This window comes from Pseudobacillus badius, assembly GCF_002189605.1.
Classification (GTDB): domain Bacteria; phylum Bacillota; class Bacilli; order Bacillales; family Domibacillaceae; genus Pseudobacillus; species Pseudobacillus badius.
Genome location: NZ_MWMM01000001.1, coordinates 285,048 through 297,790, shown reverse-complemented (window position 1 = coordinate 297,790; position 12,743 = coordinate 285,048). Strand labels below are relative to the sequence as shown.

Below are 12,743 nucleotides of genomic sequence, written 5' to 3'. Positions count from 1 at the left end.
CCCGCGGGCAGCTAGCTTTCTATGTCTCTTTCTTTTCCTCTTTCTTCTCTGCGTCGTTCTTTCCTTCTTCTTTCTGAAGTTCTTTTTCTTGCTGATCAAATAAGATTTTCTCTTTTTGCTTCATCAGCTTTACTATCAGTTTTTGGCCTTTTTTCACCGGAGCTCCCGGTTTGATATTTTGACTGACCACATAGCCTTCTCCGGTGTAGCTCACCTTTAGACCAGCAAGATTCGACGCCTTCATCACATCACGCAGCGACCAATTCTCCATATTCGGCATCGTTGTTTGTCCGTCTGTTTGCAAGATTACTTTTTCTCCCTGCAAAAGAGTTGAACGAGCGGATGGGGATTGGCCAATGATTTTCTTTCCTTCTCCCATAACGATTGGATTCACTTGTTGACCTTTTAATTCCTTAACAACCTCGCTGACTGCTTTTCCTTCAAAGCTTTTCAATTTAATCGCTTTTGCTACCGGTGTTTGTTTCGGCTCGATATTTAAGTACTGCAGGCTGTTGCGCATCACCGGATTGAAAATTTTCGAAACTGGGACGGAACCTGATTCCCCTTCAAGCTTTGGCTGGGCAACTGCAGCATAAACGATAAGCTGAGGGTCTTTAGCAGGCGCCATTCCTAAGAAAGAAAAGATATAGTTATTTGCTCCGTGCAAATAGCCGCCATCAGGATTGGGCATTTGAGCGGTTCCGGTCTTCCCCGCCACTTCATATCCTTGAATTTGATAGATGCGCCCTGTCCCGTGTTCGGCTGTCGTTACGGTCTTAAGAACTTCTCTCGTCTGTTCAGCCGTTGCTTTTGAAATGGGTTCTCCTATTTTTTCCGGTTTATTTTTTACAATCGCTTGATTAGTCTTATCATCTACTATTCTATCAATGATATAAGGGCGCATCATATTTCCATCGTTCGTAATGGCGGTAGCTGCCTGAACTAATTGCAGCGCTGTTACCGTGGTTCCCTGTCCGAAAGCAGTGGTAACTTGTTCGAGCGGATAATTGTACAAAATCTGCCCTTTCGCCTCATTAGGCAAGCGGATACCCGTTTGCTTTCCGAAGTGAAAATCATCCAAATATTGCTTAAATACTTCTGGTCCCATTTTTTCCAACAAGTTAGCCATCGCTACATTCGAAGAACGCTGTACTCCCTCCAGATAAGTGATCGTTCCCCAGCCAGCGCCTCCATTATGGTCGCGGATCGCCGACCGGCCTACTTGGTATCTTCCGGATTTATACGTCTCCTTTGGATGGAACACACCTTCTTCAATAGCCGAGGCCAGCGTGAAGATTTTCATTGTAGAGCCCGGCTCAAAAGAGTACTCTACCAAGTCATTGCTCCAGTTATCTCCAAGACCGGCGCGCGTGTCCGGATGGAAAGAGGGACGCTGGCCCATTGCCAGAATTTTTCCGGTCTTTGCGTCAGCAACAAGGGCAAAAGCTTTCCCTGGCTTGTACTCTTTCTCCACGTCATTCAAGGCATCTTCCAAAAATGTCTGGATCTTTGTATCAATCGTTAAATAGAGGTGATCTCCATCATCCGGCTCTTGGATCATCTGCTTTTTATCCTGAAGCAAGTATCCCCATAAGTCGCTCTTATATTGGATCTTTCCGTCTTTTCCTCTTAAATATTTTTCATAAGCTTTTTCAATGCCCATTTGCCCGATCGTGCGGTGAATCACTTGATTCCCTTGTTTTTCTTCTAGCTTTTGCGTAAAGCCGATTAGGTGGGAAGCAAATTTGCCATTAGGATAAAACCGTTTGGAATCTCTTAAGAAAATAATCCCTGGCAGCTCCTCTGCCTCGATTTTCTTTTTTGTGCTATTGGATAAATCACGGCCTTGCTTTCCGAATTCCACTTGAAAGGCCCCTTTTTTCTTAAAACGCTTGAGACGATTTTCAATTTCACTTTTATCCATATCGATATATTTAGCCAGCACTTCTGCCGTCTTCTCTGGGTCCTTCACATGCTTCGGCTTTTTCGGATTGGTCGTTATGGAAGGATCTAAAATCGCCGCCAGTGTGAAAGATGTGGCATCCTCGGCAATGACTGAACCATGCTGGTCATAAATCGTTCCTCTGTTGGATTCCAGTACATCGGTGCGCAAATATTTTTGCAATGCTTCATTTTTCAAAGAGTGACCGTCTGCTTTTCCAGTTATTTGTATCATCAAAAAACGGGCAAATAAGACAAAAAAGAGCAGGGCGAATATTACAAATAATATCGCTGCTCCTTTTTTCATATTCATACGATTTTCATTCATTGCGGCTGCACAACCTTAATATTTTGTTCACTCAAATCCAACCCTAGCTCTTTAGCACGCTTCCAAATTCTTTCGTATGTACTCTCTTCGCTGACTTGCGCTTCCAGATCATGGTTGACTTTTTTCTGATCCTTAATCTCTTTTTCTACATCTTGAATATCTTTATTTATTTCATATAGGGCCGCTTGCGTGGAGACAATCTTTGCTCCCACAAAGCAAATCATTAAAGCAAATAACAGAAACAGCAATTTTTCCCCCGGTGTAAACAGGCGCTTTTCAATCTGCTGCTTTTTTTGCTTCGCTGCCGTTTTCTCTTCATGCCTTATTTGTTGTTTTCTGGCTAGATTGCTCATGTTTTCACCCCTGTTTATTTTCTTTTTTCCGCGATGCGCAGCTTGGCGGATCGAGCGCGGTTGTTTTGTTCAAGTTCCTCTTCAGATGGCAAAATCGGCTTGCGGGTAATCAGCTTCAATTCCGGCTGATACTCTTCCGGAATGACCGGCAGTCCCGGAGGAAGATCCGGCCCTTGGCTTGCTTCTTTAAAAATCGTTTTGCAAATGCGGTCTTCAAGCGAGTGGAAGGTAATGACACTGATCCGTCCTTTAGGATTCAGCAGTTCGATCGATGTTTTTAAAGACTCTTCGAACACACGCAATTCATCATTTACAGCAATGCGAATCGCCTGAAAGATCCGCTTGGCCGGATGGCCTCCCTTTCTGCGGGCAGGAGCCGGAATGCCTTCCTTAATTAATTCGACTAGCTCGCCCGTTGTTTCAATTGGTTTTTCTTCGCGGGCTGCCTCAATTTTGCGGGCAATCTGCTTAGAAAACTTCTCCTCCCCGTATTGGAAGAAAATCCTTACCAGATCCGCATACTCCCAGTGATTAACCACATCATAGGCACTCACGCCGCCCGTTAAATCCATTCTCATATCGAGCGGTGCATCATGATGATAACTAAACCCTCTTTCCGGTGTATCAAGCTGAGGGGAAGAAACACCAAGATCATATAAGATGCCGTCTACTTTATCGACCTGCAGCCGCGCAAGCTCTTCTTTTATATACTTAAAATTACTCTTAATAAATGTCACCTTGTCTCCAAAGCGGCTCAACCTCTCTGCCGCATGGCGAATAGCTGTTTCATCTTGGTCAAAAGCATACAGCTTGCCTTTATCACCAAGCAGCGACAGAAGATATTCACTATGTCCTGCTCCGCCAAGCGTGCAATCGACATAAACGCCGTCTGGTTGAATATTCAGCCCTTCTACTGTTTCCTTTAACAGTACAGTTGTATGTTCGAAATTCATCTGTCACCATTCCATTCAAATTCTAGATATCAAAGTCAATCATCTTTTCGGCAATTTCCGAGAAGGATTCCTGTGATTCTTTAAAGTAGTCTTCCCATATCGGCCGGCTCCAAATCTCAATGCGGTTCGATACGCCAAGAATCACGCATTCTTTCTCAAGGCCGGCATAGTTAGAAAGTGTCGCTGGAATATTAACCCTGCCTTGTTTGTCAAGCTCGCAATCATTGGCGCCTGAGAAGAAAAAACGCATAAAAGCACGGGCGTCCTTCTTAGCCAGCGGCAGAGCCTTCAGCTTTTCTTCAAGCACTTGCCACTCTTCCAGCGGATAGCCAAACAAACACTGGTCCAGTCCGCGCGTAAGCACAAATGTTTCCCCTAAGCGCTCACGCAGCTTTACAGGTATGATCAATCGGCCCTTTGCATCAATATGATGATGGTATTCACCCATGAACATACCCTATTCCCTCCACTTCCAATCCTAACTGTACCACAACCTCCCACTTATCTCCACTATTTTTCAATTCTCCAAAGAGGAATAATTCCCTTCTTGCTAGCGGCTTTTTTCGTTCGATGCTTTCTGCTCCAAAAGGCTTTTTTTCTACAAGACTGTTGAAAGGTTCTATGGACAAAGGTGAAATTTCATCCTCCATAAACATTTACTTCCAAAAACGACATGGTTTTTATGAAAATTGAAGGATTTTCACGGATATAAAAAAACCGGACCTAAAAGACCGCAGAAACGATCTCTTAGTCCGGCTTTCTCCGCATGATAAGCGGGCACTCCTTTAAAGGAGTCAAAAAAGCTAAAAACCATCATCAGTATGATGCAAGAACTGTTATATTTTCACCAAGTAATGCTTTCCTGTAAAAGGAAAATCGAATTCCATAAGTTCATGAACAAAATCCGGGCCGTATTTATTTAAATATTCATATACGTTCCGAATCCGTTCTTGCGGGGAGCCTAACGGCCTGAGCGCATTTTGCAGCTTCTCATATTTATTCAATACGACTTCATGACGGCGCTGAATCATTTCATCTGTTTTACGTGTTAAAAACGCGAGCTGCTTCAAATGAAACTCACGATTTTTTAAGATTACGGGCACGGTTTCTTGATGAAGGTTCTGAGCACGCTTTTCCAGTTCATCGTACTGGGCCATTAAGGATTGTTCAACTCCCTCAATCATTTCATGGAAGTGGTCATCCCTGACCGAATGCCAAAATCGCTCTTTAGGCGCTTCGATTCCCTCCCGGACAGCTACATCGAGAGGAACGTGAAGCTCTTCTAAAGACCGAACAACTCCTCTTTCCACAAGAGTCATATTCAAGCGGGCCTCAATCGGCGGCATTTTCATATCAAGCTGTTCAAATGCTGCTTTTAATTCTGCCCAGTAGGCAATTTCCCCTGGTCCCGCAATAAAAGCGAGCGTCGGAAACAGCCATTCTTGCATAAGCGGACGGGTAACGACATTGTTGCTGAATTTTTCCGGTTCTCTTTCCAGCAAATTAAGCAATTCGGCTTTTTCATATTGAATGACGCCATCTTTACTGGAAAATCGCTTTGTCTCGCCATCATACTCCAGCAGAACTCTTTCTTCATTCTCATAAAGAAATAAATTAGCAGCAGAAGCGGACAGCTCAATCATCTGATTAAATTCGAGGCCGGCCATGACCTTCTGCTCACGGTGAACTGCCTCAGTAATGACCTCCGCCTGCTCAATCAGTTGCTTGAAAAATGGCTTTTCAAGCTCTCGCAGAGGTTTGAAGGCGGAATCGATGACTAACAGCCCATATCGATGGAACAATGAATGAACAAGCCGGCTGAAAAACTCAGTCACTGAAGAAGCAGCCTCTGCTTCTTCACAAACATGCATAAGCAGTTGTTTCGTATAATCTGTTTCTCCAAAATTCGCAAAGACCTTCTTGATCCAGCCTTTCATGTGCTCCTTATCATACAGAATATCGGACACCATTTTCTTTCCGGTTATTCGTTCAGGATAAGTAAGCTTTTCGATAGATGATTCACGTTCCACATACACATGATTAACTTCAAGAAAATCATGATCTTCGCCGGCAATCCAGAAAACCGGAACAACCGGGATGCCCAACTCGCTTTCTTGCTGCTGCGCTAACTTAATAATTGAAACAATTTTATAAATCGTATAAAGCGGACCTGTCAATAAACCCGCCTGCTGGCCGCCAATCACAACAGCAGAGCGTTCATCTCTGAGCTTTTCCAAAGAAGCGGCTACCTCTTCAGAAAAAGCAAAAGGTTTCATATACGCCTCAATGCATGCGGCAAGAGGCCCTCTTTGGTAAGTACGTGCCTGCAAGTCAGCCGCCCTTTCTTCATAAACCGTGCCAGCAGACAGATTATAATGAAAAAAGTCAGTCACCGGTGCTTCCTGCTTTAAATAGAGAGAAGCAAATCGGTTAATTGCAGGAACGGAAAGTGATTCCAACTCCATATATGTACTTCCTTTCTTCGCACATTTTACTTGTTTGAGTATATCATTTATCTCGAAAAAGGAACAATCTTGCGCTTCACTCTGCCTCTTTGTATTCCAATCCTTTAATCATATAATATAAAGCCTGTAATGCCGGCAGTTTCAGATCTTTTTCGGCTGCTTGTGAGAGAACATACCCAAGAATCGCATCGACCTCAGTAGGACGCTTAGACTCGATGTCTTTTAGCATAGACGAACGATTCGGGGCAGTTTTCCGGCAAATATGCACAATCTCCTCCCACGCACCTGCACTCAGTTTATTGGCAAAGACAGACGAAAATTCCCGGTAAATCGTTTTAGCCATTTTTAAATAGTAAGGGTTGCTGATGAGCTCGCCATTCGTCACCCGCAAAACAGCCGTCAACGGATTAATAACCGAATTAGCCGCCATTTTTCCAAGCAGCATCGACTCATAATCAGCCTTCCATTCAAATGGAAAGCTGGGAGCCGCCTGTTCAACAATAGCAGAGATTGCCCGCTCATCTCCCCTAAACACCGCTATCTTCGTTTGGCCGCGCCCGCGGACATGGATATCAGCGGTGTCCGATTTAAGAACTCCATGCTCCACTGCCGCTACATATAGATGCTGATGAGGAAGAGTCTTCAAAACAGTTAAGTGGCTCATTCCATTTTGCAGGAAGATAAGCGCCGGGGACACGCTGCTCTCTGTCAGCCTTTCTAGAATTGCCGGAAGCTGATACTGCTTCACAGCAATAAATATGCAATCCATTGCATACCGTGAAAACTGATCCATTGGAGCAGCTTCAGGAAAACGAACCGATAGTTCTCCCGCCTCCTCAACCTTTATCCCTTTTGTCTGAATTGTATGGGCTTGTTCTTGTGTTCTAGTAAACACTGTAACAGGAAACCATTGCGACAAGCTTGCTGCAAAAAAAAGCCCAACCGCTCCGCCCCCGATGATGCCGACTTTCACCTTGTTTTACCCCTTTCACAAAAAATGAATGACTTTTTAAGTAAATCCCCCAAATTGAAAGCGTTCCCAATCGTAGGTATTCATTTCTATTCTTTTCTATTATATAATAGGTATAAATATTAGCTTACTAAAATTTCATATTTTATATACAGATCGAGGAGGAGTAACAAACATGGCAGTAACAGTTGAGAATCTTAAAATGAACTTTAAGACAATGGACGAATTTAAAAGCTTCAAAGAATACGGCTTAGAAGAGCTTTCCATGCTCGAGGAGTTCCAAATCTACATGGTTGAAGATAATGCCACCTCTCCATTCTATGGCATTTATTACGGCGATAAGCTTGCAGCCCGGATGTGCCTCTATGTAAAGAAAGATGGAGCTGCACTCTTAGAGAATGGACCAGATCAATATTTAGAAATTTGGAAGCTGGAAGTTCTGCCGCAATATCAGCACAAAGGTCTGGGATTAAAGCTGGTAGAATTCGCCAAATCGTTCAACCTGCCAATCTTGACTAAACCGAAAGTTAAGTCCCACACATTCTGGGAAAAAATGGACTTCTCTCCTCTTTCCGAAAACAGCTCACGGCTCATTTGGAACCCCGCTGCCTCAACAGGCCAGAAAATCAGCTGATTTCCTTGTAATTAGACATGCCGCATTTTCACAGCCATGAAAATGCGGTTCTTTTTGATCGCTTCACTTTTTATTTAAAAATCCATCCACGGCCCGATGATGATCCTCTTTTGCCCAAAGAATCGCGCATTGCCTCACCTCTTGCATCATCCGGTCATGCAAGCCGGTTGCCTCCCATTTGCGGATTTGGATTTGCTTGTATGCCGATAATACCCCGCTCGACACCGATAGTTCTTTCTCTAAAAAACTCTCAGCTGCCGCTTCGTCCGCTTCATCAACAACCTGGTTAATAAACCCGATGTGATCAAGCTGCTCGGCCCGGTAAACGGAAGCTTCAGACAATAATTTCAACGAGTGGGCCGTCCCGATCCGCTCAAAAAGCAGGGTGCCGCCTCCCCAACCTGTAGTGATTGCCAAACTCCCTTGGATAAAGCCTAATTTAGCCCCTATCTTTGCTACCCGGAAATCACAAGCTGATGCAATTTCACATCCTCCTCCTACAGCTGTACCATTAATTAAAGCAATGGTCGGCTTCGGAAGCACAGCCAGACGGTATAAAATTTCACCCATTTTTGACAGCATTCCATAAGCCTCTTCTTCTGTGCGCAACGCATGAAACACTGACAGATCCCCGCCGGAACAAAAAGCCTGTTCCCCTTCTCCTGTAATCACGAGAGCTCGAACATCAGCTGATGACGCCTGTTCAATCGCCTCCTGCAATCCCTCCATAACACGAAAATTCACAGCATTCCTTGTATCCGCACGCGTAATAGTAAAGATCAGCACGCCGCTCGGAAGACACTTTATCCGATAATCCATCATACCCCTCCTCTTGTCTTACATTGTAGCTTGTCCTCTCTCTTGTCTTCAATACAAAAAAGCGAAGAGCCATGGTCTCTTCGCTTTTTTTCACAAATAAGATCGCCAGACAGGCCAATCAATTATTTGCTTACTACTTCTTTTCCTTTATATGTTCCGCAATTTTTGCATACACGGTGAGCAAGTTTCATTTCACCGCAATTCGGGCATGCTGTCATACCAGGTACTTGCAATTTAAAGTGTGTACGGCGTTTGTTCTTTTTCGTTGTAGAAGTTCTTCTAAAAGGTACTGCCATTATTTCCACCTCCTTAAAAGAGAATATAAGTATGTGAAGCCAGAATTAGCTGGTACTTCTCAATTTTTATCCGATTTAAAAAAGTCTGCCAGCCCTGCTAACCGCGGGTCCACTTTATCTTCTTTTACTGAAGCTTGTTCTTCGCTCTGAAGTTCCCACCCTTTTCCAGTGGCAATCGTATGTTCATCGGCTTCCTCGCTGATTACCTGCATCGGCACTTCAAGAAGAATCTCCTCTTCAAGAACCGGGTTTAAATCAACGACATCACCTTCAACTAAATGAACATCTTCATTTTCTTCATAATCACTAAATGAAGAAGCTTTGACAATAAACGTCTCCAATAAAGAGAATTGGAATGGATACTCCACATCAACGAGTGTACGTGAGCACGGCAAGATCATGGTTCCTTTCACATCCAAATGAAAGGTTACTTTATCTGATCCTACATCAGCCCTTCCCGTCACATGAACTGGAGGCAAATGTCTAATCTGCGTGTCGCGAGCTTCCAAACGGCTCATATCAACCATTTCATCAATCAGCAAGCCATTGTCACGAGATTTTTGTAATTGAATAATTGACCATTTCATCATCGTTATCACCTCAAGGCAACAAAAGTAATTATAGCTTTCACAAAAACGTTTGTCAATATATTTTCTTGACATTAAAAAAAAGCGAAAAAGCCTGCTCTACTCCGCAGAAAAATGTTCCTGCCGCTAACATTTTAACAGGGCGTGCTGACTTATGATAGATATTGACATTCGCTTTATGCTACTTAACAATAATATTAACAATAACACGAGTATTAATAAAAAAATAGCAAAGGAATATTTTATATGAAAACAGTTGGCATTGTTGTCGAATATAATCCTTTTCATAACGGTCATTTATATCATGCGCAAAAAGCGCGTGAAGCAGCCGGAGCAGATGTTGTGATGGCGGTCATGAGCGGCCATTTCCTGCAGCGGGGCGAGCCGGCGCTTGTTAACAAGTGGGCCAGGACACGGATGGCTCTTCAGAACGGCGTAGATATTGTTGTTGAGCTGCCTTACGCTTTTTCGGTTCAAAAAGCCGAGTATTTTGCTAAAGGAGCAATTACGATCCTTGAAAAATTATTTTGTGATGCGTTTTGCTTCGGCAGTGAAAGCGGCCAGGTGTCCTCCTTTATAGAAACTAAGCAACAAATGGATAAGCATTCTAAATCACTTGATCCGCTTGTTCAAAAATATATGGGAGAAGGCTTCAGCTTTCCAAAAGCGCAGACGCTGGCTAGAGAGTCCTTGTTTGGCCAGCGGCTTCCGCTGGATCTTTCAAAGCCCAATAATATTTTGGGCTTCCATTATATTCAAGCCAACGAAAACCTGCCGCATCCGATGACGCCGCTCACGGTGAAGCGCCAGCAGGCTGATTACCATGATGTCACATTAAGCAGCCAGCCGATCGCAAGCGCCACCGGCATTCGAAAAGCCATCATGGAAGCAGGTCTTGAAACCATTGAACCTTATGTTCCTGCCGCTGCATTTGCTGAACTCAACCATTACCTATCTGCCTATGGGCATCTCCATCATTGGGATTTGTACTGGCCTCTCCTTCAGTATCGGTTATTATCCAGTTCATCGGAGGAACTGGCACAAATATACGATGTGTCAGAAGGCATTGAATACCGGCTGAAGGAAGCTGCCCGGCAATCAGCCTCTTTCACCGAATTTATGGAATCCGTGAAAACAAAACGCTACACTTGGACGCGAATACAGCGTGCCCTCGTCCACATCTTGCTTCATGTGTCAAAAGAGGAAATGGATGCTGCGCTGGAAGCCGTGCGCTACATCCGCCTGCTCGGCTTGAACAGCCGCGGGCGCGAATACTTAAACAAAGTGAAGAAGAACTTGTCCTTGCCGTTAATTACAAAGGCGGCTGTATTCAAGGAGACATTAGCCCTGGACCTAAAAGCCGCGGAAATCTATGCGCTCGGTTTGCCTTCTCATTCTTCCCGTTCCCTTCTTTCGAGCGAATTTAACGAGCATCCGGTCATTTTGCCTTAATTAAAAAAGGGCCGCCCTTAAAGGTCATGAAACTGACTTTAAGGGCGGCCTTTTTTCTTTGGAAGCACAGATAGTCTCTTTTTTACTTTCCGTTAAGCAAATAAGTTAAAGCGTCATCAAAGGTGTGCACAGGTACAATTTTCATTTTCGTGTCAATGTCCTTGGCAGTGCGTGCCGCTTCCTTATAATTAGACACGATGCCAGGCACACGCTTTTTCAATTCCGGAGAAATATAGTCATCAGGGGCGAGAAAAATTTCTGCTCCCGCTTTGTCCGCAGCTACGACTTTTTGCGCGATTCCTCCGATTCTTCCTACCGTACCATCAGGCTCCATCGTGCCAGTGCCTGCAATTTTCCGGCCTTTTGCCACATCTTCCTTGACCAATTGATTGTATATTTCCAAGCTGAACATTAAGCCGGCAGACGGTCCGCCGATAGAGTCAGCCTTTAGCTTCACTTTCGGCTTGCTGACTAATTTTTTTTGGTCGGCTAGTCCAATGCCCATCCCGGTTTTTTGTTCGTTTCCTTCGAATTTCTTAAGCGAGATGCTTTTCTCCATCTTCTCTTTATTTCTGATAAAGGTAATGGTTACTTTCTCGCCAGGCTGCTTTGTCTGAATATAGTCGGTGAATAGCCGGGATGATTTAAATTCTTTGCCGTCTATAGCAACAATGCGGTCGCCTGCCTCTAACACTCCTTCTGCTGGCATGCCTGGGAACACATTCAATACATAGACGCCTTCATACTGGAAAGTGTAAGGCTTCTCTGCCGCGTCAAAGGCGACCGTAATGGCATTTTGCTGCGAATTGGACATTAAATACTGCTGGCGGATGTTGTATTCATCATTTGTTTCATGCGGGCTGCGCACTTCTTCCACAGGCAGAATTTCTTCATAATCGCGCAGCGAAGCAAGTGCGTAGGTAATATAGTTGGCTTCGCCCATTTTAATGGTAGTCAGCATTAACGTGCCCTCGTCCTTTTTCCCTCCCGCTACTTCAACGATCGGCTTTAGAGCATGAGCATCTCCCGGCTTCATTACGTAATAAGGCAAATCAATAAAAGCGGCTCCAATTAATAAAAGTATAAAAACATAAATAAGCGGCATCCATTTATTTCTCATGCGGCTGCTCCTTCCAATCGTCCATCTCTGCTATAATTTCTGGTATTCGCCGTTCTGTTTCTTCTTCTCCGGCTATAATGATCTCATCAATGCACGTAAATGCTTTTGAGCTGTACATCTCCACCGGCGGACGGATCATAACGTGTGATGCCGTCTGTCGATTTGCGATAATCTCCATTTGCAAAATATCAATGCTTTGCATGATGACATCAAAAATTGTTTGAATCTCCACGTTTGTCTTCACTGAGGATACATCCACGCCAATAATAATATCCGCTCCCATTTCCTTTACAACCGATACGGGAACTCTGTCAATGACGCCGCCGTCTACCAGCAGACGGCCATCAATTTTTTCCGGCACAAAAATGCCGGGAATAGCAATGCTTGCCCGGACCGCATCAGCCACCGGGCCGTTTTTGAATACGACTTTCTCGGCATTTTTAATATCTGTCGCCACGATGGCAATCGGGATATTTAAATCCTCAATATTTTTTCCATGTGTAAACAGGCGGATAAAGTTTTTAATCTTTTTGCCGGCGATAAAGCCCATTTTAGGGATCATAAAATCCAAGAAATACTTTCTGCGAAACGCTGTTGACAGCTTGTGAAGCTGCTCCATATCGTGACCGGTCCCGTATAGGCTGGCAACAAACGAGCCCATGCTGCTGCCGGCAATCATATCGATAGGAATATCCGCTTTCTTCAGCGCCTTCAATGCACCAATGTGAGCAAATCCTCTTGCCCCTCCTGCTCCTAAAGCGACACCTATTTTCGGACGAGCCAATGCAGTCCCTCCCGTCTGCAGATTTCTCTTTTAAGCTATGG

At 44.3% G+C, this 12,743-nt stretch carries 14 protein-coding genes; 2 read left to right on the top strand and 12 right to left on the bottom strand.

The features are described 5' to 3' along the window. Nucleotides 1–19: 19 nt before the first annotated feature. From B1A98_RS01465 to B1A98_RS01435, 7 genes are all read right to left on the bottom strand, one after another. Nucleotides 20–2,269 carry a penicillin-binding protein gene (locus tag B1A98_RS01465; RefSeq protein WP_063383461.1) on the bottom strand — a complete coding sequence of 750 codons (2,250 nt, stop codon included), beginning with the start codon at nt 2,267–2,269 and terminating at the stop codon, nt 20–22. Further along, the gene (gene ftsL / locus B1A98_RS01460) at nt 2,266–2,622 is read right to left on the bottom strand and encodes a cell division protein FtsL (protein WP_063383460.1); all 357 of its coding nucleotides are present in this window, start codon (nt 2,620–2,622) and stop codon (nt 2,266–2,268) included. The genes B1A98_RS01465 and ftsL overlap by 4 nt, the downstream gene beginning before the upstream one ends. A 14-nt stretch (nt 2,623–2,636) precedes the next feature. After that, nucleotides 2,637–3,575: a 16S rRNA (cytosine(1402)-N(4))-methyltransferase RsmH gene (gene rsmH, locus B1A98_RS01455; RefSeq protein ID WP_063383459.1), complete on the bottom strand. Its 939-nt coding sequence runs from the start codon at nt 3,573–3,575 to the stop codon at nt 2,637–2,639. A gap of 22 nt (nt 3,576–3,597) precedes the next feature. Further along, complete coding sequence (gene mraZ, locus B1A98_RS01450) at nt 3,598–4,029, bottom strand: division/cell wall cluster transcriptional repressor MraZ (RefSeq protein WP_063383458.1); 432 nt, start codon at nt 4,027–4,029, stop codon at nt 3,598–3,600. Then, a complete protein-coding gene (locus B1A98_RS01445) occupies nt 4,016–4,225 on the bottom strand; it encodes a hypothetical protein (protein ID WP_063383457.1) in 210 nt (69 codons plus the stop codon). Before B1A98_RS01445 ends, mraZ begins: the two co-directional genes overlap by 14 nt. A 186-nt stretch (nt 4,226–4,411) precedes the next feature. Further along, entirely contained in the window at nt 4,412–6,040 is a 1,629-nt protein-coding gene (gene bshC / locus B1A98_RS01440; protein ID WP_063383456.1) for a bacillithiol biosynthesis cysteine-adding enzyme BshC, read from the bottom strand. 76 nt (nt 6,041–6,116) lie between these two features. Next, nucleotides 6,117–7,013: a 2-dehydropantoate 2-reductase gene (locus B1A98_RS01435; RefSeq protein WP_063383455.1), complete on the bottom strand. Its 897-nt coding sequence runs from the start codon at nt 7,011–7,013 to the stop codon at nt 6,117–6,119. Between the two features lie 172 nt (nt 7,014–7,185). Here B1A98_RS01435 and B1A98_RS01430 point away from each other — a divergent pair, with 172 nt between their 5' ends. Beyond that, a complete protein-coding gene (locus tag B1A98_RS01430) occupies nt 7,186–7,644 on the top strand; it encodes a GNAT family N-acetyltransferase (RefSeq protein WP_041099800.1) in 459 nt (152 codons plus the stop codon). A 63-nt stretch (nt 7,645–7,707) separates the two neighbouring features. On the opposite strand, the gene B1A98_RS01425 is transcribed toward B1A98_RS01430, so the two are convergent. The 3 genes from B1A98_RS01425 to B1A98_RS01415 form a co-directional block, all read right to left on the bottom strand. Continuing rightward, the gene (locus B1A98_RS01425; protein WP_063383454.1) at nt 7,708–8,466 is read right to left on the bottom strand and encodes an enoyl-CoA hydratase/isomerase family protein; all 759 of its coding nucleotides are present in this window, start codon (nt 8,464–8,466) and stop codon (nt 7,708–7,710) included. Nucleotides 8,467–8,585: 119 nt separating this feature from the next. Beyond that, nucleotides 8,586–8,759, bottom strand: coding sequence for a 50S ribosomal protein L32 (gene rpmF, locus B1A98_RS01420; protein WP_041099796.1), 174 nt, complete (start codon nt 8,757–8,759; stop codon nt 8,586–8,588). A gap of 59 nt (nt 8,760–8,818) precedes the next feature. Further along, a complete protein-coding gene (locus B1A98_RS01415; RefSeq protein WP_305954904.1) occupies nt 8,819–9,349 on the bottom strand; it encodes a YceD family protein in 531 nt (176 codons plus the stop codon). Nucleotides 9,350–9,592: 243 nt separating this feature from the next. On the opposite strand from B1A98_RS01415, the gene B1A98_RS01410 reads away from it, so the two are divergent. Beyond that, complete coding sequence (locus B1A98_RS01410; protein ID WP_063383453.1) at nt 9,593–10,798, top strand: nucleotidyltransferase; 1,206 nt, start codon at nt 9,593–9,595, stop codon at nt 10,796–10,798. Nucleotides 10,799–10,880: 82 nt separating this feature from the next. Here B1A98_RS01410 and B1A98_RS01405 read toward each other — a convergent pair whose 3' ends face one another. Both B1A98_RS01405 and B1A98_RS01400 read right to left on the bottom strand, forming a co-directional pair. Further along, the gene (locus B1A98_RS01405) at nt 10,881–11,918 is read right to left on the bottom strand and encodes a SepM family pheromone-processing serine protease (RefSeq protein ID WP_063383452.1); all 1,038 of its coding nucleotides are present in this window, start codon (nt 11,916–11,918) and stop codon (nt 10,881–10,883) included. After that, nucleotides 11,908–12,702, bottom strand: coding sequence for a patatin-like phospholipase family protein (locus B1A98_RS01400; RefSeq protein ID WP_063383451.1), 795 nt, complete (start codon nt 12,700–12,702; stop codon nt 11,908–11,910). Before B1A98_RS01400 ends, B1A98_RS01405 begins: the two co-directional genes overlap by 11 nt. Nucleotides 12,703–12,743: the final 41 nt, after the last annotated feature.

Coding starts and splice junctions, on each gene's coding strand:
- B1A98_RS01465 (WP_063383461.1), bottom strand. CDS start 2,269: ATGAATGAAAATCGTATGAATATGAAAAAAGGAGCAGCGATATTATTT.
- ftsL (WP_063383460.1), bottom strand. CDS start 2,622: ATGAGCAATCTAGCCAGAAAACAACAAATAAGGCATGAAGAGAAAACG.
- rsmH (WP_063383459.1), bottom strand. CDS start 3,575: ATGAATTTCGAACATACAACTGTACTGTTAAAGGAAACAGTAGAAGGG.
- mraZ (WP_063383458.1), bottom strand. CDS start 4,029: ATGTTCATGGGTGAATACCATCATCATATTGATGCAAAGGGCCGATTG.
- B1A98_RS01445 (WP_063383457.1), bottom strand. CDS start 4,225: ATGGAGGATGAAATTTCACCTTTGTCCATAGAACCTTTCAACAGTCTT.
- bshC (WP_063383456.1), bottom strand. CDS start 6,040: ATGGAGTTGGAATCACTTTCCGTTCCTGCAATTAACCGATTTGCTTCT.
- B1A98_RS01430 (WP_041099800.1), top strand. CDS start 7,186: ATGGCAGTAACAGTTGAGAATCTTAAAATGAACTTTAAGACAATGGAC.
- B1A98_RS01425 (WP_063383454.1), bottom strand. CDS start 8,466: ATGATGGATTATCGGATAAAGTGTCTTCCGAGCGGCGTGCTGATCTTT.
- rpmF (WP_041099796.1), bottom strand. CDS start 8,759: ATGGCAGTACCTTTTAGAAGAACTTCTACAACGAAAAAGAACAAACGC.
- B1A98_RS01415 (WP_305954904.1), bottom strand. CDS start 9,349: ATGATGAAATGGTCAATTATTCAATTACAAAAATCTCGTGACAATGGC.
- B1A98_RS01410 (WP_063383453.1), top strand. CDS start 9,593: ATGAAAACAGTTGGCATTGTTGTCGAATATAATCCTTTTCATAACGGT.
- B1A98_RS01405 (WP_063383452.1), bottom strand. CDS start 11,918: ATGAGAAATAAATGGATGCCGCTTATTTATGTTTTTATACTTTTATTA.